Annotated in this window: 15 protein-coding genes and 2 pseudogenes; 13 read left to right on the top strand and 4 right to left on the bottom strand. The window is 63.6% G+C overall.

Annotation, left to right across the window (positions count from 1 at the left end; all coding sequences use genetic code 11):
* Window positions 1-56 precede the first annotated feature (56 nt).
* The 4 genes and pseudogenes from ACHMXA_RS32680 to ACHMXA_RS32665 all read left to right on the top strand — a co-directional run.
* Window positions 57-254, top strand: a pseudogene (locus ACHMXA_RS32680) (IS3 family transposase); the annotation flags it as partial.
* Window positions 255-263: 9 nt separating this feature from the next.
* The gene (locus ACHMXA_RS32675; RefSeq protein ID WP_395321461.1) at window positions 264-1,856 is read left to right on the top strand and encodes a HEAT repeat domain-containing protein; all 1,593 of its coding nucleotides are present in this window, start codon (window positions 264-266) and stop codon (window positions 1,854-1,856) included.
* A gap of 199 nt (window positions 1,857-2,055) precedes the next feature.
* On the top strand, window positions 2,056-2,301 hold the full coding sequence (locus ACHMXA_RS32670; protein ID WP_395321459.1) for a hypothetical protein: 246 nt from the start codon (window positions 2,056-2,058) through the stop codon (window positions 2,299-2,301).
* Window positions 2,302-2,349: 48 nt separating this feature from the next.
* The gene (locus ACHMXA_RS32665) at window positions 2,350-3,051 is read left to right on the top strand and encodes an SH3 domain-containing protein (protein WP_395321457.1); all 702 of its coding nucleotides are present in this window, start codon (window positions 2,350-2,352) and stop codon (window positions 3,049-3,051) included.
* A 57-nt stretch (window positions 3,052-3,108) separates the two neighbouring features.
* Here the strand turns inward: ACHMXA_RS32665 and ACHMXA_RS32660 are convergent, their stop codons facing one another.
* The 3 genes from ACHMXA_RS32660 to ACHMXA_RS32650 form a co-directional block, all read right to left on the bottom strand.
* Window positions 3,109-4,632, bottom strand: a complete 1,524-nt coding sequence (locus tag ACHMXA_RS32660) for a histidine-type phosphatase (RefSeq protein ID WP_395322660.1) — start codon at window positions 4,630-4,632, stop codon at window positions 3,109-3,111.
* Between the two features lie 837 nt (window positions 4,633-5,469).
* Complete coding sequence (locus ACHMXA_RS32655; RefSeq protein ID WP_395321455.1) at window positions 5,470-5,607, bottom strand: hypothetical protein; 138 nt, start codon at window positions 5,605-5,607, stop codon at window positions 5,470-5,472.
* A gap of 239 nt (window positions 5,608-5,846) precedes the next feature.
* Complete coding sequence (locus ACHMXA_RS32650) at window positions 5,847-6,860, bottom strand: diguanylate cyclase (RefSeq protein WP_395321453.1); 1,014 nt, start codon at window positions 6,858-6,860, stop codon at window positions 5,847-5,849.
* An 812-nt stretch (window positions 6,861-7,672) separates the two neighbouring features.
* On the opposite strand from ACHMXA_RS32650, the gene ACHMXA_RS32645 reads away from it, so the two are divergent.
* The 9 genes and pseudogenes from ACHMXA_RS32645 (at window position 7,673) to ACHMXA_RS32605 (ending at window position 19,116) form a co-directional block, all read left to right on the top strand.
* Window positions 7,673-10,285: an excinuclease ABC subunit A gene (locus ACHMXA_RS32645; RefSeq protein ID WP_395322659.1), complete on the top strand. Its 2,613-nt coding sequence runs from the start codon at window positions 7,673-7,675 to the stop codon at window positions 10,283-10,285.
* Between the two features lie 603 nt (window positions 10,286-10,888).
* Window positions 10,889-11,371 carry an Hcp family type VI secretion system effector gene (locus ACHMXA_RS32640; RefSeq protein ID WP_395322615.1) on the top strand — a complete coding sequence of 161 codons (483 nt, stop codon included), beginning with the start codon at window positions 10,889-10,891 and terminating at the stop codon, window positions 11,369-11,371.
* Window positions 11,372-11,532: 161 nt separating this feature from the next.
* Window positions 11,533-13,770, top strand: a complete 2,238-nt coding sequence (locus tag ACHMXA_RS32635; protein ID WP_395322613.1) for a type VI secretion system Vgr family protein — start codon at window positions 11,533-11,535, stop codon at window positions 13,768-13,770.
* A complete protein-coding gene (locus tag ACHMXA_RS32630; protein ID WP_395322611.1) occupies window positions 13,763-14,929 on the top strand; it encodes a DUF2169 domain-containing protein in 1,167 nt (388 codons plus the stop codon). The genes ACHMXA_RS32635 and ACHMXA_RS32630 overlap by 8 nt, the downstream gene beginning before the upstream one ends.
* On the top strand, window positions 14,926-15,273 hold the full coding sequence (locus ACHMXA_RS32625; RefSeq protein WP_395322609.1) for a PAAR-like domain-containing protein: 348 nt from the start codon (window positions 14,926-14,928) through the stop codon (window positions 15,271-15,273). Before ACHMXA_RS32630 ends, ACHMXA_RS32625 begins: the two co-directional genes overlap by 4 nt.
* Complete coding sequence (locus ACHMXA_RS32620; protein ID WP_395322607.1) at window positions 15,273-16,316, top strand: ParB N-terminal domain-containing protein; 1,044 nt, start codon at window positions 15,273-15,275, stop codon at window positions 16,314-16,316. Before ACHMXA_RS32625 ends, ACHMXA_RS32620 begins: the two co-directional genes overlap by 1 nt.
* Before the next feature lie 2 nt (window positions 16,317-16,318).
* Entirely contained in the window at window positions 16,319-16,741 is a 423-nt protein-coding gene (locus tag ACHMXA_RS32615) for a DUF6896 domain-containing protein (RefSeq protein WP_395322605.1), read from the top strand.
* A 347-nt stretch (window positions 16,742-17,088) separates the two neighbouring features.
* Window positions 17,089-17,521, top strand: a pseudogene (locus ACHMXA_RS32610) (helix-turn-helix transcriptional regulator); the annotation flags it as partial.
* 113 nt (window positions 17,522-17,634) lie between these two features.
* Window positions 17,635-19,116, top strand: coding sequence for a hypothetical protein (locus tag ACHMXA_RS32605; protein WP_395322603.1), 1,482 nt, complete (start codon window positions 17,635-17,637; stop codon window positions 19,114-19,116).
* A gap of 370 nt (window positions 19,117-19,486) precedes the next feature.
* On the opposite strand, the gene ACHMXA_RS32600 is transcribed toward ACHMXA_RS32605, so the two are convergent.
* Window positions 19,487-20,179, bottom strand: a complete 693-nt coding sequence (locus ACHMXA_RS32600; RefSeq protein ID WP_395322601.1) for a hypothetical protein — start codon at window positions 20,177-20,179, stop codon at window positions 19,487-19,489.
* Window positions 20,180-20,275: the final 96 nt, after the last annotated feature.

Here is a 20,275-nt window from a genome sequence, read left to right as displayed (position 1 = left end):
GTCCTCGACGCCAACGGAGGTCTGCCCGAAGGCGTCCGCTACGTTGAGCGAGCCCCGGCCGATCTAAGACCGAACTGTTTTATCCTCGAAACTGGACGAACACCACCGTTGAGGAATTCATCGAAGCGGTTGCTTCCTACGTCCGTTGGTACAACCAGAAGCGGATCGAAATCTCTCTCGGCCCTACGGAATACCGTGAGAACCTTGGCCGGCAGCGAAAAAACCTGCCCGGCCGCGTCAGCCTCACGAAATAAGCTATTTGAATGCTGGATCAAGCACATATAGAGGCCGCGGAAAAAGAGGCCGAACAAGCGACTGACGTCGCCGGGCAAATTGCACCCTGGTTGCCGCTGTGGGCCGACGGGGATGAAGAAATGCGCAGTGCCGCCTTGTCTGCCCTGGCAGATTCTCGATTGAGAGGGGATGCAGTGACGAAGGTGTTTGTCGAAGCCGCCTGCGATCCCCTTCCAGCCACAAGATGGAACGCCATGTGCTGGTTTGGCGACGAAGAGGATAGGGGCGTCGGCACGGCGGCATTCGACGCGTTGACAGCGGGCCTGCGGGACGTGGATGCCCGTGTGCGCGCTGCCGCCGCCCAAGGTCTGCGTTTCAGCGACCCAGCTGCGATTGAACCGCTGTTGGTCGCACTGCGCGATACGGATGCCGATGTGCGCAGTAACGTCGTGATCGCGCTCAAAGACTTCGACCTGCCCGTCCGGTCCGTATTCGATGCGTTGATCCGCGTTTTCCACCACGATCTCGACTTGGAGGTTCGAGAGAATGCGCTGTATGCATTGGCCTACCTCGACGGAACCCGGGCATTGGATGCGCTCCGATTGGCCGCTCGCGCCGAGGACTTGAGGCTCCGGCTGGCCGCCGCGCTGGCGCTTGGCGATTCACGCTCGCTGCCTGAGGAGCATCGGCTTGAACTCGTTTCGTTGATGCTGACGGATACCGATGAGGAAGTCCGCGAGCGTGCCGTCCGCTCGCTGGCCCCTCTGTTCGACAAGCAGCCTGGCGCTGCTTCGCTTCCGCTCTGGCTGGCTGCGCTGCGCGACCCAGCTGAAAATGTCCGCGTGGCGGCGCTGGAGGCATTGCCGCTTGCAGGCCCAGGCGTTGCAGAGCGCTTGTCGCCGCTCGTGTCCGAGCTGCTCGAAGACCCCGTTGCCGAGATAAGCAATGCCGCGATCAAGGCACTGAAGTTCGAAGCGGGCGCGCCGATTCCGCCGGTATTTCTCCGTCTACTTCAGTCGTCTGGGAAGACGGGCCTCCATGCTCGCAAGCTGGCGGTGCAGGCACTCGCCTACCGTAGTCTCGCCGATGATGCGGTCCCGCTGCTATTGCCACTGCTGAGTGAGAACGAGCTGACGAGGGAGGTGACGGACGTGCTCATCGATCTGCCGGATCGCCGTGCACTCGCCGCGTTGATAGCGCAGCTCGACAACGAGGACGATGATTGCTGCGCCAACGCCGCGCTGGCACTGGCTGCGATTGGCGATAGCGAAGCCATTGAGCCGTTGATCCGCACTTTGGAAAACCGTGAGCCCTATGTGCGCCGACGCATCGTGTGGGCGTTGAGTTTCTTCACCTCAAAGCGTGTGATGCCGGTATTGACCAGTAGCTTGTCGGACCCTGCGCCCGGCGTGGCCCGTACTGCGGCCAGGGCCCTGCTGGAAACGCTCACGCCGGCCCAGATTCGCGCGTTGCTATCTCGCCTGCCTCTGCTGCGTCGGTTGCCGGCGCCAGCGCGTGAGCTGCTGCGCGGCGAACTCGAGCACGAATTGGAAGAAGGTGATGGCTCCCCGGGTCCGAGTGGTCAGCGTCTGGTTCGCTTGGGAACCACAGAATATGAATAGGCGCGGCTAACGAAATGAGCGAGGTCGCGAAGATGATGCAGCCAACCTGAGAGAGCGGCGCGGCATGAACGTCAATCTGGCGGTAGCGCCGCAAGTTTCGCCGGTGGCTTCCGGCAGTGCCCTGACTCGAGGGCGCCCGACCCTTTCAGAAAAGCAGCGAGCCGACCAGAATGGGGCCATGCCGCGCCCTTCCGATCCCGTGCCAGCGCCACCCGCGCAACGCCACCGCGTGCTGCGGTTGCTGATCGCCCTTGCCTGGGTGGTGCCGGCCGGTCCGATCCTCACACTCGTCCTGTATCCCTTCTGGTCATGGTGGGAGGCCACCACGGGCTGGGAGTCCGTCGGCCACTCGGGGCCTGCGGGCTGGTGCTACCTGGCGACGTGGGCGGTATTGCTCGCGGTGGCCTGGCTGGTGCTCCTGGTTGCGCGTCGCAGGGCGGGCTGATGGTGTAGAAGAGGCCGACGTTCCACCACATTCTCTCGACGGCTACCGATGGCTGCTGATTTCCACCTCCACAGGGCGATCCTGATCGCTGTCACTGCTGGTCTGGCTTCGCTCACCAGCGGCGCGAACGCCGCCGGTCCCGCCGACGGTGCTTCGCGCCCGGAGTCGCCGTCGGTGACACCGGCCAGATCCTGCAACTTCGGTGCCTTCGTCGCCGAGACCGACCCGGCCGGTCTCAACGTCCGCGAGGCGCCGAGCACTGCGGCGAAGGTCCTGGGCAAGCTCCCGCCGACCTTCGTCGAGCCCACGATGAACTACGGTGTCCGAGTCGAGGTGGAGATCACCGGCGTGCGCGAGGGCTGGTTCCTGATCCGCAACGCCAGGGACAACGCCGATCTCGCCGGTCGTCCGGCGCGGCCGATGTACAGCGGCAGGGGATGGGTCAGCGGCAGCAAGCTCACCGTGAAATCCCAAGCGGATGCGGGCCGCGCGCGACCGGCCCGTGACGCCGCGGTCCATCTGCGCATCGGGGACGGCGAAACCTTCGATGGCGACAGCTTCATCGAAGCCGCCCGTCTGAGCGACTGCCAGGGCGAATGGGCGCAAGTCGAATTCACGGATCAGCGCTTCCCCGCCCAGGAACGCGCCGCGCTGAAGGTCCAACCCGCGGCGCGCGCAGGCCTGCCGCCGGGCCGTTTCCGCGTCTGGGTGGATCGTCTCTGCGGCATCCAGGAAACCAGTTGCTCCTGACGCGTCCGATCCGGGCGCCTCGTCTTGCGGCGTTTTCGTGGACCAGCTGCGGCCCGCTTAGCTCGGGCTCGCCACGTGCCCGTAGCAGGCCTTGAGTGCCGTGTAGTCGTAGTAGTGAGCCGTACCCGGCGCTTTGGCTGAATCGCACGCCACCTTGAAGTCGGTTTCCCTCTCGTTGTAGAGCATCCGTACCAGCAGCTTTCCACCTGCATCGGCGAACACATCCCACTGCATGTTGGCCGCCGTCGGCGAGACGTAGTCGCCGCGCCACGTGTTGCTGTCGTAGCCGAAGCTGGCGGCCTTGGGAACACTCTGGTCCACGCCCTTCAATCCCATCCGCACGGCGAAGGGCATCATGATTTCCGCGTGTGCGAAGCGCAGCTTGGCAGCGTGTGACCGGTCGCCCCTGGCGATCGCGTCGACTTCGTTGAACATGTCGTCCACCAGGATCTGCGCCATGCGCGAGGTGATGTCGCCTTTCTCCGTCATGCCCGGCCCCTTGTCGTAGAAGTCGGAGCCGTCGTTGAGGGCGGCAAAGAACTTCGCCTGCGCAACGGGCATGTAGGCAGTGAAGTCGACGCCGGCTTCACTTCGCATCGCCGGAGAGATCACGTAGAGCTCATACAACAACGAGCCGGCGTCGCCGAGCGACTTGATCGACGTCTTGCCGTCGCCGCTCAGGGTGGGCGCGAATTTGCCGTCATCGCTGGTGAAGCTGAAGCTGCCGGTGTTGGCGAAGCTGTAGGTGCCGCTGGCGATCTTGTCGACGAAACTTTTGGCGAACAGGCGCTCCAGCAACACCCGTCCGGCGGCCGCGGCCGAGGGCGTCAGCGTGAGGCCGCTCTGCTTGGCCAGCAGGTCGGTGTCGTTGCTCTTGTAGTCCTGGTAGGCGAGGCTGGCCTGGTAGGTGGGATAGAGCGGATCGGCCGGGTTCGTGACCAGGTCGCTCGCCTTCACGAGCTTGTGAAAGTACAGCAGGAAGCGGTTGGTGCCGGCTGGCTGGCTGACGGCAGCGCCGTTGTCGGGGTACGGGGCCGGTGCCGGAGGATGGGCCAGCAGTGGCGCCAATGCCGGCTGCACCGTCTTGAGCGACTGCACGAAGAAGTTGCCGCTGTCGACCGCACGGTCGACGCCGGAGGTGACCGTCACGATCTGGCGCGGGGCGGTGCCCGCGTTGTCGCCGATCTGCTTCCAGTAGGCGGGCAGGCGCTGCAGCATCCGGGCCGCGAGCTGCGTGTGTTCGTAGATACCGACTTGGGTCTCGTTGCCATAGCCTGGCGTGCTGATGCCCGCCACGCCGTACCCGAGCAGGAAGTTGGCCTTCATGATCTTCAGCACGTCGGGGCCGAGCTTCTCGCCCAGCGGCGTGAGCGCCCCATCGTCCTGCGCCTTCTTCCACATGTTGTAGACCGCCAGGTCGTACTTCAGGCTGGAGAGGCCGCGTGAGCCATGGCGCGCGACGAGCTCGGTATAGACCGGCGAGAAGCCGGCAGGCGCGGCTTCGTAGGTGCTGACGTCCTGTTGCGGCCGGTACGGTGCCTTGGTCTGGTAGTAGCGCTCCGTCAGGGCAGCGGCCGTCACGAGCGTCTTGACGTCGTCGCCGCTCGCCGCTGATGCCAGCGCGTCGCGGATGCGCTGCAGGCCTTCGTCGGACGCCGCCTTGAGCGCGGCCTTCGCGACCGGGTCGCTCTCGGTGTTGATGTCGCCGAGCAGCTTCGACGCGATCACGCCCACCGAGATCGCCACCTTGCCCACAGCTGCCTTGAAGTCGAGCCCGTTGGCCTCCATTTCCGCGACTACCGCAGTCGATTGAAAGTCGACGATGCCGGGCGCCTCCTTCGGCGCACGCAGCACAAGCGGCGAAGCCACCGGCTTGGAGGACGGTCCGAGGGGATCGAGCTCGGTGGCATCGGTGCCGATCTCGGCCACGATGCCTGCGCCGGAGCCCGCGAGCGTGAAGCGGCCTTGCTTGTCTGATCGCGTGGAGGGCTCATCGCCGTCGCAGCGACCGTTGGAGTTGATGTCGAGGCAGACCTTGGCATTGACGAAGTAGCTGCCGACCACCACACCGCTGGTATTGGTCGTCGTCGTGTTGCTTGGAGCCGCAGGCACTGTTGAAGCCCCCGTGGTGGGCAGCCAGGTGAAGGAAGAGCCGCTGTTGCCGCCGCCACACGCGGCCAGAAGGAGTGCCCAGAGACTGAGTGACCAGACCGGTGCACGGTTCAGGACACGACGAAGCTGCGAGGTCGGGAGCATGGGATTCACGGACGCGAAAAGGGTAGAGCTTTCTGCCTGTGCGTGACATGAATGTGACTGCGGTTGCAGAGAAGCGATGGCTCGGCCGGCAGGCGCTGCTCAGGCGCATCCAAGCTGCGGCGACTTTCAGATCGGGCTCAGTGGACGATGCGTCGGTCGCACTCAGGTGTCCAAACGCACGATGAGCTGGGTCTGCGTGTAGGTGGGCGTGACCTTGAAGCCCGGCGCGTTGATCGCTGAGAACCGGCCGGTCAGTGCGCCGCTGCCGATGACCATGGGCGTGTCGCCCGTGCTGGGCACGAAGCCCGGTTTGAAGCTCAGGGCCAGCGCGCCGCCCAGGGCCGCTACGACGGCCAGCTCACGATGGAGCCGGATGTTCTCAAGAGAATTCGCCAGGCTGCACCTCGCAGCGGAGATCGGGTATCGAACATCTCCGGCCCACGGCGTTCCCGTCTTCGAAGCATGCCGAGCCATGAACGCGTGAACCAAAGCGCTCGTAGGTCGGTTCGCCGCGGCGCATTCCGCCTGAAGCCTAGCGATCAGGACCATCCATCGAACTGCCGCACGCAGTTGCGGCCCTCGCGCTTGGCGACATACAGTGCGCGATCTGCACGCGTGAGCATCACGTTGGGCGAGCTTTCTCTGTCAACCACCGCAGTCGCTACGCCGACGCTGGCAGTCACGTTGGGGGCGGGCCAAGACGCGCCCTCGATCGCGCGCCGTACCTGCTCGGCGCGCTCCCGTGCCGTCTCGGCGTCCATGCCTGGCAGCACGACGCAGAATTCCTCACCCCCGAAACGGGCGGCAACACCGTCATGGCCGATCTGGTCCCGGATGATGGCCGCGGCCTGTACCAGCACCCGATCGCCGGCAGGATGGCCGAGGGCATCGTTGATGCGCTTGAAGTGGTCCAGGTCGATCATCAGCAGGCTCAGCGGCGAACGCTCGCGTGCCTGGAGATCCCAGGCCGCCTGCAGTCGCCGATCCAGGCTTCGCCGGTTCCATAGTGACGTTAGCGGATCGGTCATGCTCTCGAGCTCCAGGCCGGCCATGACCTGTCGCAGCTCGAGTTGCGCGACCACCTGCCGGGCCAGCGACTGCAGCGCCTTGCGTTCGGCCGCCGACAGGGCGCGCGGCTCGCGATCGATCACGCAGACCGTGCCGATCGGCAGACCATCGGCTGTGACCAGAGGCGCCCCTGCGTAGAAGCGGATGCCCGGGTCGCCGGTCACCAGCGGGTTGCTGGCGAAGCGCGGGTCCAGGTGGGCATCCTGCACTTCGAACACGATGTCCGGCTGCAGGATGGCGTGCGCGCAAAACGCGAGCTCGCGCGGAGTCTCGCTCGCGTCCAGCCCGACGCGCGACTTGAACCATTGGCGGTCCTGATCGATAAGGGAGATGAGCGCGATTGGCGCCTTGCAAACGGCCGACGCGAGTGTCGTCACATCGTCGTAAGCTTGCTCTGCGATGGTGTCAAGCACCTGATAGCGGTGTAGCGCCGCGAGGCGTTGATCTTCATTGAAGGGTTTGGCGGCGCCGGTCGTTTGCGGCACGGCCGTCTCATTCGGCACTGTGTTATCCAGGGGAGCGTGTGCAATCTGATTCAATTTCGATCCCTTTTTGCTAGGGCGCGCAAGAGCGTACATCGCTGGTTGATGACCCGCATCGTATAAGAACCGAGGGCGGTCCGACGCGATCTGAAACCATGTTCCTTGACGCGCCTCGTGTTACAGGGGCATCCGGCCGGTCGAAATCTGGCGCCAAGCGAGAGCTTCATTCACTTGATTTAGAGGGTCGGCGCAGCCGCCTCAGGTGTTCCATACCGGTTGGTGTGATCGAGAAGACGATGGCCGAGTGAACAGGGCCTGCACCGGTCGCGCGACGTAGCCGCGCTTCGATCAGCAGTGCTCCTCGAAGTATCTCTACCTTCCGAACCTCATCTGGATCCGTGACGGTCATCGGGAGGCTTGATTGTTCAAGGCGCTGGAGGTAGCTGAGCGGCATGGCAACGCTGAACGGGGGATCGATCGATCGACGTTCCAGAAATTTCTGCGCTGACAGTGTCGGAGAAATCCCGAGACCCTTGCAGGATTGAGTAGATGCGCCCCGTGCGGTGCGGACCGCAAACCGTCTGAGTCCAATCACGTGGTGTGCCGATCTAGATCTCAGACGGTACGCACGGCGTGATTCGCGCCGTGGACAGCGAGGCGCCACTGCAGGCCTTTCACCCAGGGTCCCGGTGTCCGACAGTCTTGGTGGACCGACTCTCACAGGCGTGCCGGCGGGCTTGGATAGTCTCAACCGGGTCTACATTTTTCAATGCCTGAGGCATCGTCGCCTACGGCATACAACAGAAAGAAAAAACATGACGCGCGCTACCGCCCGTGGCACCGACCATTTCGTGCGTGTTCGCGGTGCACGCGAACATAACCTTCGCAATGTTGACGTCGACATTCCGCGCGACGCCCTGGTGGTGTTCAGCGGAATCTCCGGTTCCGGCAAATCGTCGCTGGCTTTCGGCACGCTCTACGCCGAGGCCCAGCGGCGCTATTTCGAATCGGTCTCGCCCTATGCGCGCCGGCTGATCGACCAGGTGGGCGTGCCCGCGGTCGATTCCATTGACGGTCTGCCGCCCGCGGTGGCCCTGCAGCAGCAGCGCGGCACGCCGAGCACGCGCTCTTCGGTGGGCAGCGTCACCACGCTGTCGAGTCTGTTGCGCATGCTTTATTCGCGGGCCGGCGACTATCCGGCGCGCCAGCCGATGCTCTATGCGGAAGACTTTTCGCCCAACACACCGCAGGGCGCCTGCCCGGTCTGCCACGGACTGGGACGCGTCTTCGAGGTGACCGAACGCTCGATGGTGCCGGACGACACGCTCAGCATCCGCGAGCGCGCCATCGCCTCGTGGCCACCTGCCTGGCACGGTCAGAACCTTCGCGACATCCTTGTCACCATGGGCATCGACGTCGACAAGCCATGGCGCGATCTGCCGAAGAAAACGCGCGACTGGATTCTCTTCACCGAGGAGCAGCCGACGGTTCCGGTGTACGCCGGCTTCACGCCGGCCGAGACGCGCGCGGCGCTGCGCAGCAAGCTGGAGCCCAGCTACCAGGGCACTTTCATCGGCGCGCGCAAGCACGTGCTGCACACTTTCGCGACCACGCAGAGCGCGCTGATGAAGAACCGCGTCGCGCGCTTCATGGTGGGCGGGGACTGTCCGGCCTGCAAAGGCAAGCGGCTCAAGCCGGAGGCCCTGTCGGTGCGCTTTGCGGGGTACGACATCGGCGAGATCTCGCGCATGCCGCTGGCGCAGTTCGCGCAGGTGCTGCGTGGCGCGGCAGGAGGCGATGCACCGGACGCGTCCGGTGGCGACGTCCCCCCGAGCGTGCTGCGCAAGAAGGGCGGTGCACACGCGGCGGCCCCCGACGTGCGCCGAACGCCCAACCAGTCGGCGGAGAAGCGCATCGCAGCGCAGCGCATTGCGCACGACCTGTTGGCGCGGATCACCATGCTGACCGATCTCGGCCTTGGCTACCTCTCGCTCGACCGCAGCACGCCGACGCTGTCCCCGGGCGAACTCCAGCGCCTGCGGCTTGCCACGCAGATCCGCTCGAACCTGTTCGGCGTGGTCTATGTGCTCGACGAGCCGTCGGCGGGGCTGCATCCCGCGGACAGCGAGGCGCTGGTGGTGGCTCTCGATACGCTCAAGCGCTCGGGCAATTCGCTGTTCGTGGTCGAACACGACCTGGACCTGATGCGGCGCGCCGACTGGCTGGTCGACGTCGGCCCCGGTGCTGGAGAGGAAGGCGGCATCGTTCTTTACAGCGGCCCGCCCAAGGGGCTGCGCCATGTGGAGGCTTCGCACACCGCGCGCTATCTTTTTGCGCCGCGAACCTCAACGCAGCGGTCTTTGCGCGAACCTGCCGGATGGATGGCACTGGAAGACATCACGCGCAATAACCTGCAGGGCCTGTCGGTGGCGTTTCCGCTCGGCGTGCTGACGGCGGTGACCGGGGTTTCCGGGTCGGGCAAATCCAGCCTCGTGAGCCAGGCGCTGGTAGAGCTGGTGGCCGCGCACTTGGGCCACGAAGCGTCGCCCGTGGACGAGGAGCCAGACGCCGAACCCGGTGCCGCGAGCAGCCCTGGTGGCCGCACCGGCGGGCGCATCGCCGGCGGCATGGAGCGCATTCGCCGGCTGGTGCGCGTGGACCAAAAGCCCATCGGGCGCACGCCGCGTTCCAACCTGGCCACGTATACAGGCCTCTTCGACCACGTGCGCAAACTGTTCGCCGACTCCAAGGCCGCCCGCGCGCGCCACTTCGATGCTGGTCGGTTCTCGTTCAACGTCGCGAAAGGCCGGTGTGCCACCTGCGAGGGCGAAGGGTTCGTCAGCGTCGAGCTGCTCTTCATGCCCAGCGTGTATGCGCCTTGCCCCACCTGCCATGGCTCGCGCTTCAACGAACTGACGCTCAAGGTGACGCTGCGCGACCGCACCATTGCCGACGTACTGGCCATGACGGTGGACGAGGCGCACGCCTTCTTCGAGAACGACAGCGCCATCGAACGGCCGCTGCGGCTGCTCAAGGCCATCGGCCTGGGCTACCTGCGGCTGGGGCAGCCGGCCACCGAGCTGTCGGGCGGGGAAGCGCAGCGCATCAAGCTGGCGACGGAGCTGCAGCGCGCGCAGCGCGGCGACGCGCTGTACGTGCTGGACGAGCCAACCACCGGCCTGCACCCGTCCGACGTGGACAAGCTCATGGCTCAACTGGGCCGCCTGGTCGACGCCGGCAACACCGTGATCGTCGTCGAGCACGAACTACGGCTGGTCTCGGACTGTGACTGGGTGATCGACATGGGGCCGGGTGCAGGCGCGCAAGGCGGGCGCATCGTCGCGAGCGGCCGGCCGCAGGAGGTGGCCACGGCATCTGGCAGCCGGACGGCGCCTTATCTGGCGCGCTGGACCTTGCCGGGCAAGTGAACGGGAGAGTCCGCGCGCGGAGCGAGGCTTTCTCGCGACTTTGGTCATCTCAAGTTCGAAGCGGAGCCAACCATCGATAGCAAGGTGTTCTCTTGAGAGGGGTGATCGATTGATGCTTGGGCGTGAGAACCGCCTTGTGTTTGACGACTTGGTAAGGCCCACGCTCGTTGTCACGCTCAAATCCGTGAAAGACGGATGACTTCACCTCCACACCAATCCTTGTGTCGTCGGATTTAAAGAACACGTCAAGCTCAACATAGAGGCCCAAATACGATGGCCCGCATCTAGAAATCAAGGCGTGTTCGGCAGATGCTAGTGAGGTGGAAGAAGAACGAGCAGTCATTCGGAGCTAGCGATTCCCTTGGCTCCCTCATCCGTAAAACAAGTGGGTTAGTTGGGGAAGATCACGGCGGCAGTTAGTAAGTTTGCTCGCTTTCTGAATTGCTTCCCTGCCTTTAGAGTTCTCCCGATTACAAGAAGGTAGGGAGGAAACGACACGCACTCGATCTCAGAATCCGGGCCTGTCGGTCAAACCTACTCACTCCGACGTTGCGGGCATTGGCCGCATTTCTTCTTCTATCGGAACACAGTGAGTTACTCATCATGGCAGTAGACATGTTCATGCGCGTCGAAGGCGCGAACGGCGAATCGAAGGATTCGAACCACAAGGAGTGGACGGACATCAAGTCGTTCGCATGGGGCGCGACGCAGCCCGGCAACATGGTCAGCGGCGGTGGTGGCGGCGTCGGCAAGGCCAGCTTCAACGACCTGCAGGTGCTCGCTCGCATCGACAAGGCAGCGCCTTCGGTTCTGAAGAACTGCGCGAGTGGCAAGCACCTGAGCAAGGTGGAGGTGTCGGTGTGCAAGGCGGGGGGCTCGCAGATCGAGTACACGCGCGTCACGCTCGAAGAGGTGCTGGTCACCTCGGTGCAGTACACGGCCGAACAGGGCTCCGACGCGGTGCTCGTGCAGTACGCCTTCCAGGCCGCCAAGGTGAAGCAGCAGTACTGGGAGCAGACCGACAAGGGCGGCAAGGGCGCCGAGACGGTGCTGGGCTGGAACATCAAGGAAAACAGGGAAGCCTGATCCTCCTTGTGCGAAACGGGAGCGCGACGTTTCCGTTTCATCGGGCCGCAGGAGGCGGCCTGTAGTCCCGACTTTCGTACGTTGATTCGAATTCCTGGGAGAGTGCCATGCCGACAGGCGCAGCGCGGTCCGCCCGCGTCCTGACCGCTTCCTCGTCCGCCATGCCTACGCTCGGCAATGCGCCGGCGCTGGAACCCATCTCCATCGCAGGTGACGAAGGCCTCAGTAGCCTGTTTCGCTACACGCTGACGCTGGCCACGCCCGAGCAGCCGGGCTACAACGAGCGCCAGGCGGCCAACGTCGCCATCAAGCAGCTCGTGGGCGAGACGCTCACCGCGCACGTCGTGCTCGACGGCCGCCCGGGCTCGGGTCCGCAGCAGCGCCACATCTCGGGGCTGGTCACGCGCGTGCGATTCCTGCGGCTGGAGAACCGGCGCGCGCTCTACGAGGCCGTGATCGAGCCCTGGCTCACGCTCGCTACGCGCACGAGCGACTACCGCATCTTCCAGAACCAGAACGTGCTGGACATCGTCAAGACCGTGCTCGGCAAGTACGGCCTGCCTTTCGAGATGCGGGCCACGCGCAGCTACCCGCCGCGCGAATTCCAGGTGCAGTACGGCGAGAGCGACCACGACTTCATCGCCCGGCTGCTGCACGAATGGGGTCTGTACTACTACTTCGAGCACGAGGAGAACAGCCACAAGCTGGTCATCGTGGACGAGATGGTCTCGCACCAGCCCTTCGCCCACGAGGGCTACCAGACCATCCCCTTCCATCCTGCGGACGCGACCGTGCGCGAGGAACACTGCGACCGCTTCAACGCCTGCGAGGAGTTGCAGAGCGGACGCTGGGTGACGGACGACTTCGACTTCAAGCGCCCCAAGGCCGAGCTGCAGCAAATCAGCGCCATGCCACGCAAGACCGCGCAGAACGCCTGGGAGCGCTACGGCTGGCCGGGCGACTACGTCGTCGAGGCCGAGGGCGAGCAACTGGTGCGCACGCGCATGGAAGAGACCGGCAGCCAAGGCGAGCTCGCCAGCGGCTCGGGCAACCTGCGTGCCGTGGTGCCAGGCTACCTCATGACGCTGGAGCGGCATCCGCAGAACGAATCGAACCGGCAGTACCTGGTCACGCATGCCCATCTGCGGCTGCAGGACGTGGGCGATGCCAGTTCGCAGCAGGAATTCGAGTGCCGCGTCGACTTCGACGTGATACCAGCGAGCAAGGTCTTCCGCCCGCCGGCACCGCCGGTGCCCAGGCCGCGCACCACGGGTCCGCAGACCGCCATCGTCACGGGCCCCGCGGGCCGCGAGATCTGGACCGACGAGTACGGCCGCGTGAAGCTCAGCTTCCACTGGAACCGCTACTGCACGAAGGACGAGAACAGTTCCTGCTGGGTGCGCGTGTCATCGCCCTGGGCGGGCACCAACTTCGGCGGCATCCAGATCCCGCGCATCGGGCAGGAGGTGATCGTCGACTTCGAGAACGGCGACCCCGACCGGCCCATCGTCACCGGCCGCGTCTACAACGCCGACAACATGCCGCCGTGGACGCTGCCCGACAACGCCACGCAGAGCGGCCTGCTCACGCGCAGCTCCGAGGGCGGCAGCGAGGCCAACGCCAATGCCTTGCGCTTCGAGGACAAGAAGGGTGCCGAGCAGGTGTGGCTGCACGCCGAGCGCAACCAGGACATCGAGGTCGAGCACGACGAGACCCATTCCGTGGGGCGCGACCGCAGCAAGAAGGTGGGCCGCAACCAGATGGCGACCATCGGCATGGCCTACATGCACAACGTGGGGCTGGCCAAGATGGTGAACATCGGCCTGGCCTACTCCTTCAACGTCGGCATGCTGCGCAACACCGTGGTCGGCATGATGGACAACACCATGGTCGGCAAGACGCAGACCACCAAGGTCGGCGAGAAGTACCTGCTGTCCGTGGGCGGCGACAAGGGCAGCCACATCGAGATGGACGGCAAGACCATCTCGCTGCGCGTGGGGGCATCGGTGGTTCAGCTCAAGGCCGACGGCTCCATCGCAGTCACGGGCAAGAAGATCAACATCACCGCGCAGGGCGACGACGTGACCGTTAACGGCGAGCACATCTGGCTCAACCCGAAGGGCGGTGGCGCGGCGCTGCAGCCGAACGCGGTGCCAACCCCGCCACCGGCCGAGCCTCCGGGCAGCCCGCTCGCGAGCCTGGGCGCGCTGATGGGTGGCAACCCGGCCGACCTGCTGGGCAAGGCGGGACAGCTCGCGTCGATCGCACAGCAGGTGGCCGGAGGCGCTGGCGGCGGCGAAGCGGCAGGCCAGGTGACACAGGTGCTGGGCACCGTCTCCGCGGCTGTTGCCGCGGGCGTCGGGAAGATGGCGGCGGGCAAGGACAATGGCCATGGCTGAGCCTGCGCCCCCGATCCCCGAGCCACGCCTCGCGCAATTGCGCAACGCGACGCCCTTTGTGCACTTCCAGTTCGACAAGATGGGCAAGGGCCGGCGCTTCCACGACGTGGTGGTGGTGTGCGCGAGCTTCGTTCTCGCGCCCGGGCGTCTGGAGCCGGCAGCGTTTCACCGCGGGCCGGTCTTTGCCGACGAGCCGTGGGACGCCGACCATGCCACCCTGTCGAGCCTGCGCGCCGCGACCGACGTGCTGCTGCGCAAGCCCGGCGCCGACGTCTACGTGACAGGCACCGCGCACGCCCTCGGCTGGACACCGTCGAGCGAGTGGCAGGCGGAACTGCTGGTGCGCCGGCAGGAGGAAACGCTGCTGCACAAGGCGTTGCGCCTGACGGGGCCACGGCATTGGAGCTGGCACGAGGACACGGCGCAGCGCGGCCTGTCCGATCCGCAGCCCGCGCTCGCGGTGCCGCTGCGCTATGAACTCGCCTACGGCGGATGGGGCTTCGACCGGGGAGACAATGTAGCGGCCCAGCCCCGCACGCACGCAGCCAACCCCTGCGGCACCGGATGGTTTGGCAGCGCAGCCCGCGAAGACCACCCCGGGGCGCGCCATGTCGCCGGGCAGCCGTTCTTCGGACCGCAGATCGAATATGCCGGCACACCGCTGCAGCACGCCAACCAGGAAGATGCGCGTCCCGCCGGCTTCGGCCCCATCGCACGCTTCTGGCAGCCGCGCGTCGCGCTGGCCGGCACCTACGACGACACCTGGCGCGAACGACACGCCGGACAGCCCTACATGGACTACGCCGACGATTTCGACGAGCGCTTCTTCCAGTACGCGCCCGCCGACCAGGTGGTGGCCGGTGGCCTGCGGGGCGACGAGTCGGTGCGCATGAGCGGCTTCTTCGCCTCCGCGCCGCACATCGAGTTCCAGCTGCCGCAGCTTTGGATAGAGGCGCTGTGCAGGGATGGCGGCGGCACGCAGCGCAGCGAGGCCATGAAACTCGACACGGTTCACGTCGACCTCGACGAGATGCTCGTGCACCTGACCTGGCGGCTCACGCTGGACCAGGCGCTCGACATGGTGGCGGTCGATCTGTTCCACCGGCCCAATGCCAAGGCTGCCGAAGGCATGGTCGAACCTCCGGGAGTGTCCGCATGAGCGCCGAAAAGCACATCGCCGATGCGGAGTCGCGCTTCATGGTGGTCAACATCGCCCCTGATTTCTGTGTCGTCGGCAACCAGGTCGTGCCCTTCGACATCGTGTCCATTCTTCCGCCCGAGAAAGCTGCATACGCTGACACCGTGTTCGCGCGCAGCGAGAAGGTGTTGATGGTCGATAGCATCGTCAAGGGTGTGACAGGCAACGCTGGCAGCGGGGTGCGTTCGGGCGTCTCGCTGGGCGCGGGCAATGTGAAGATCATCTCAGGCTCGCAGACCGTCTTCGTCGAAAGTCGTGCAGTCGCCCGCCACGGCGATCTTTGCGAAATGAATGGAAGCGCGTAATGGCAGAGATGCCACCCTTCAACGGGAACGGAACGCCCGGACGACTTCTGACATGCCAGGTCCCGCGTCCGCCAGAAAAACTCAAGAAACGCGACGGGATCTGCGATGAGTTGCTGAATCGCCTGCGCCAGGAGAACGAGAGAGAGCACGGATGGTTCTATCGAACCTTCATTCAGGGGCACGGCAGGCCGGTCGGCTCCGGTGAAACTCCGGAAATCAACTCTGCGCTGATCTTTCAGAGGGAGTGCAGGGCCTTGCCGAACGAGGTGGATAAATCCATCCTGGACGACATGCGACAAAGAGCGCAGAGCGGGTTGCCACCGGAGCAATCGGTCAAGCTGAAGAACGACCTGAATATCCTGCAGCGCGTGTATCAACCCGGCGAGCATCCGGACCTGGCATTGAGTCCTGCCGAGCAGGCCTGGGTCAATGAAAAGAACCTGTACGCGACCAACACGCTTGGGATGGCTCTTCTGGGACCATTTGGCATACCCGGTTTCTTGACGCGGATGGGCGGTGGCAGCGAAAGTCAGGTGGCCGCGGCAAACGACGCCGGTGCGATGGTGTTCGACCTCACTGCTGCACACGTAGGCATCAAGGGCGGGCAAGGCGTCGTTGAACCGACGCCTCTTTCGACGAAGCCGAGAATGGTGCAGGAGCCGCCTGCCAAGCTGAATGAACGGGCATCGGGTTCTGTTCCGCCTGGGGATGGCGCAGTGGTGCAGAAGGCAGAGCCGGTCATGATGAACCCACGAAATTTGGCGTCACGTCAGGGGCCAAACGAAATGTCGGGAAGCAAGGTAAAGAAATACACATCCGCAATGAAAAAGCAAGGAGGATATGGTTCATTCCCTCCCGTCGAGGCTGCGCAGGCCGGCGACGGCAAACCGGTCATCATTGACGGACATCATCGTGCGGAAGCTGCAATCAAGGCTGGGGTTCGAGAAATCCCGGTCCACATGAACCCTGTTTCTCCAGAGGATGCAAGCCTCTTGAGAAGTCAGGCCGATGCAGCCAGGGCAGAAAGGATGAATCGATGGTAGCCATGAATGACGACGAGCTTCTGCGTGAAATTGAAGCCTACTCAATCACACAGGCCGATCTGCTTGGATGCTTCTTGGACATGCACCCGGAGATGGAGCGAAAGTATCTGACCGGTGTGCCCAAGAAAGGCGAACTCCTGATGCGCGGCGAGCCCTGGAGATATCGCATACACGGGCAAGGGGTCGAGTTTGAAAACGACTCTGGATGGATTGTTGATGCCCACGCTCATGTGATCGACTATCCGCATGCCGTCGATGCCCATCGGATCTCGGGGTACCTGACCTCTAAGTTTCAGGAACTGAACTTGTTAGAAGACATGTTCGACTACTGCCGGGATCGGATGAGGGAATTGAGTGGAACGGGCTCTCTGAAGGAGGTTCCGGTCGCGACTGACGTTTGGGTCTTGCCTTCTTTCTCGAACTGACTTTGACTCTCCAGTTGGACGTCGCTGCCTTGGCCACCTCGTCGATCAACCGGCCACCCGGCCGGCGGAGTTGCGCAACTGAGCGCTCACGGCCACGGATCAGCCCGCTGGCTTGGCAAGCGACACTTCTCCCGCAATTTCCAAAGAATGATGACGGCGGATCGCCGTCGAAGTCTTGGCGAAAAGCACCAGGCGGCAGCAATCTTCCAGCTCGATTGCATCTTGGAGTGCGAAACGGCGTCTCGTCGATTTTCAGCTTGTAGCCGGCCTTGCCCCCGGGCAGCTGCGGCGAGATGTCGGCGCGGCCGCAGGCAAGAGCGATGTAGAAGTCGAAGATTCCGCGCTGAATGCGCAGTCACGGCGCCGGGTCGGTCGCTATCATTCTGCAGAGGTCACGCTCCGAACGTCTGCTCAACCTCTTGCAAGCCCTGCGTCGCCATCGTCGACCCGTGAGCGCCCAGACGCCGGCAAGCGAGCTTGCCGTCAGCGTGCGGACGCTATATCGCGACATCTCAAGCCTGAAGGCGCAAGGTGCAGATATCGTGGGCGAGCCTGGAGTCGGGTACGTGCAGCGACCGGGCTTTGTGCTGCCACCGCTCATTTCGGTCTGACGAGGTTGAGGCTCTGATGCTGGGGCTGAGGTGGGTCGCTGATCGCGGAGATTCGGCGTTGGCCTACGGCGCGCGAGAAGCGGCAACGCGAATCGCCGCGGTTCTTCCAGCCGCTTTGCGGCGTGAGTTGGAGACGTCTGCATTGCTTGTGGGCGCCCGTGCACGTCCCGCTTGTCTGTTAAAGAGCTTTCTCGAAAAGCGCACTGCCGCCAGCGCTGACTGCATGAGCATCCCCCGAACTGGGGATGCAGTTGCCGTGCTTCCAGCCTAATGTGCGCACGTATGCTCCATCAACAGGGGGCGCGCGCAGACCTGCCTATGAATTGCCGCGCCGGATGGGGCGGCCTGATTCCAGGGGAGGGATGGTCGATGTTCCTGAGTGTGGAAGAAATAGATCGCCTGCCGTTTGAGCTGCAAAAGCGGGAACTGCTAGGGCAGGCGAACCAAGTCATCCTCGAAGGGGCTCTGGGCCCCATCAAGAACATCTGGCTGGAGGGGCTGGCATGGGAGGTAAAGGTCGGGATCGTGCGGCATCTCGTCGCCGTGAAGAATATGGACGATCTCAGGAAGGGGCTGGCGGCACTGCGGCTCTATGACGGTGCGTTGCCGCCCGTCTTCGACGGCAAAGAGTGCGCTTGGCTGCTCGAATGCTTGATGACAGGCATCAACCCGGGAGCCCTCCATCTTGATCCCGCATGTGCCGTGGTCTCGGTTGTCAATCCCCAGCAAGTGCTCGCCCTTCGTGGCATCGAGGCGCGGCTCTTCAGCGCATTTGCCGATGAACGTCTTGCGGCTTCTCGGGAGCTGCGGATGGACGACAACGTGTATTCCGATGGTCAAGGTGCGATCCCCGCGAGATTCATCAAGCTCAATCGGGAAGCGATTCGCAGCCTGATCAGTGAGATCGGCAAGGGGGAGGCCATGTTCAGCCTTGAGCGCGGCGGGGCGTTGGTTGCCGATCACATCCTGAATCTCACGAAGAAGGGCATCTTCAATTTCAAGATCCCCAAAGTCGATCCCGACCTGGTTGCGCCGCGCGTGCCGGATGAAGTGCGACTTAATGATCCATGGTGGATTTACAAACAAAAGTTTGATGATCCCAAGTATCAGCGTACTGAGCATGCCAGGCGCTTCAGGGCGGCGATCGACCAGTTCATGCTTATCGCCGGCCAGCGCAAGGTGAAGATCGTCATGACCGAGACGCTGGTTGGTGGCGCATCCGCGCGCAAGATCATGGATCAGGTCAGCGATGTGTTGAAGGCTTACCCGAACCTGAAAGTCAAGGTATTGCTGCATCGGCACACGCTCCATGGAAGCAACCCCGTGGGGGGTGCTCTGGTGAAGTACAAGCCGTCCGCCGGTTTTGGCCCCGTGACGCTCTTTGACGGAGAAAGCAGCGAGCTTTCGCGCTCGCTTTCGCTTTCGGTCAACAGCATTCCCAAGCCATATGAACTTACCGGTGCCCTGGACAAGCGGCCTGCGTACAACATGAAGAATCTGCGCGCATCGGTCGCGATCGCGCGAGGCGAATACATCCTTGGCGAAGATGTCGGCTATCAGCTCGCCTACGAGGGAGAGGATGCTCACTCCCCAGTTGTCATCTTTTCAGAGAGCCAGATGCACGGCGTGCGCGCACTTCAACTGGTTCCTCGGGGACCGATGACTGCCCGAGACATCCTGCAAAGGCTTGTTGAAGGGGCATATGACCACGTCCTCGCCCAGTATGGATTGGACATGGAGCTTGGGACGTACACACGCCCGTGATGGAGTTCGGTGGTGCGACGGCGCAGTTTTGTACTGTGCTTCCATCCAGAAGTGACCCACTTGGCCATGAGATCTTCGCCGATGTCGTGGCCCGGCTGCCGAGATTCCGGCACGACACGTTGAGCATCGAGTTCCGGCACAAGAGTTAATGGGGGCCGAGCGGATGGCCCTGGCTGCGCGAGATCGGGGCGGTGCACTCGGTCGTCGACGGCCCGCAAATGCGCCGACAACAGCGTTCCGGCAGTTTGGGAGGTTGTCTGGGCCGACCAGATGATGAAGAGCGCCAACCAATGTATGCGCCCAGTGAGGCCGTCTTGAATAGCTTTACGCTAGAGGTAGCCGCGCAGTTCATCACTCCACCGCCTACAGGTCAGTCTCTCGATTTGTCTGGCTTATTGTCCTTAACAAAGGAGGCAGTGAGTTTCTGCTGCTCAGCAAGCAGACCGGCAACGCTTGTGTTGTCGTTGACGATCTCACAAAGAAAATTCACAAAGGTCTGGTTGTTGGCAAAGGTGAGCGCGGCGACGAAGATTCCGAGTGTCGGCTTTTTGCCATTGGCTTCTAGGGTGCCCAGGCTACCTCGGTAGATCGCATTGGCATCGCGCCCGATGGCTCCCCAGTCTTCATAGACAGGCACCTTGCTAGATCGCGCGGCCAGAAGGCGTTTGTCAGGGTCTTGAGAGATGCTTGGCGTCTCTTTCTGTATCACCGAATTGAGCACTGCAAGGTATTGGGCCCTTGTCGATTCATTGGATGCCACGGTTGTCCCGTTTACGCGTCCCACTATCACCCGGCCGAAACGGTAGGTTGGACCCTGGCCGTTTGGTGCTGACGCCTGCTTCCCAGGGCATGACTCAAATACCGAGAGAACCAGTCCCGTGGCGCCAGAAAATCCTTGAGCCGTCTTGGTCAGCGCGTCCCGTTTGATGGCGTCGCCAATTGCGCAGTAGCCCTGAGGAATGATGTTGTTGATGAATCTCCCATTCACCACTGCAGAGCCAGCGGCAGATGAGATCGATGACGCGGTCAAAAGGGCCACTGCAGCCCAGATCCTCAGCTTCATGGATGCGACTCCTCTTTGGACGTCTATCTTTTATGCAAAAGCTCAAATGCGATGACGCGCCGGCTGATCTGACGTGAAGCGGGGGCCAAGGTCTCC

Origin of the sequence: Variovorax sp. UC74_104 (assembly GCF_044055375.1) — a bacterium.
Taxonomy (GTDB): Bacteria; Pseudomonadota; Gammaproteobacteria; order Burkholderiales; family Burkholderiaceae_C; genus Variovorax.
Note: the sequence above shows the minus strand (reverse complement) of the source record. Positions and strands in the feature narration are given on the sequence as shown.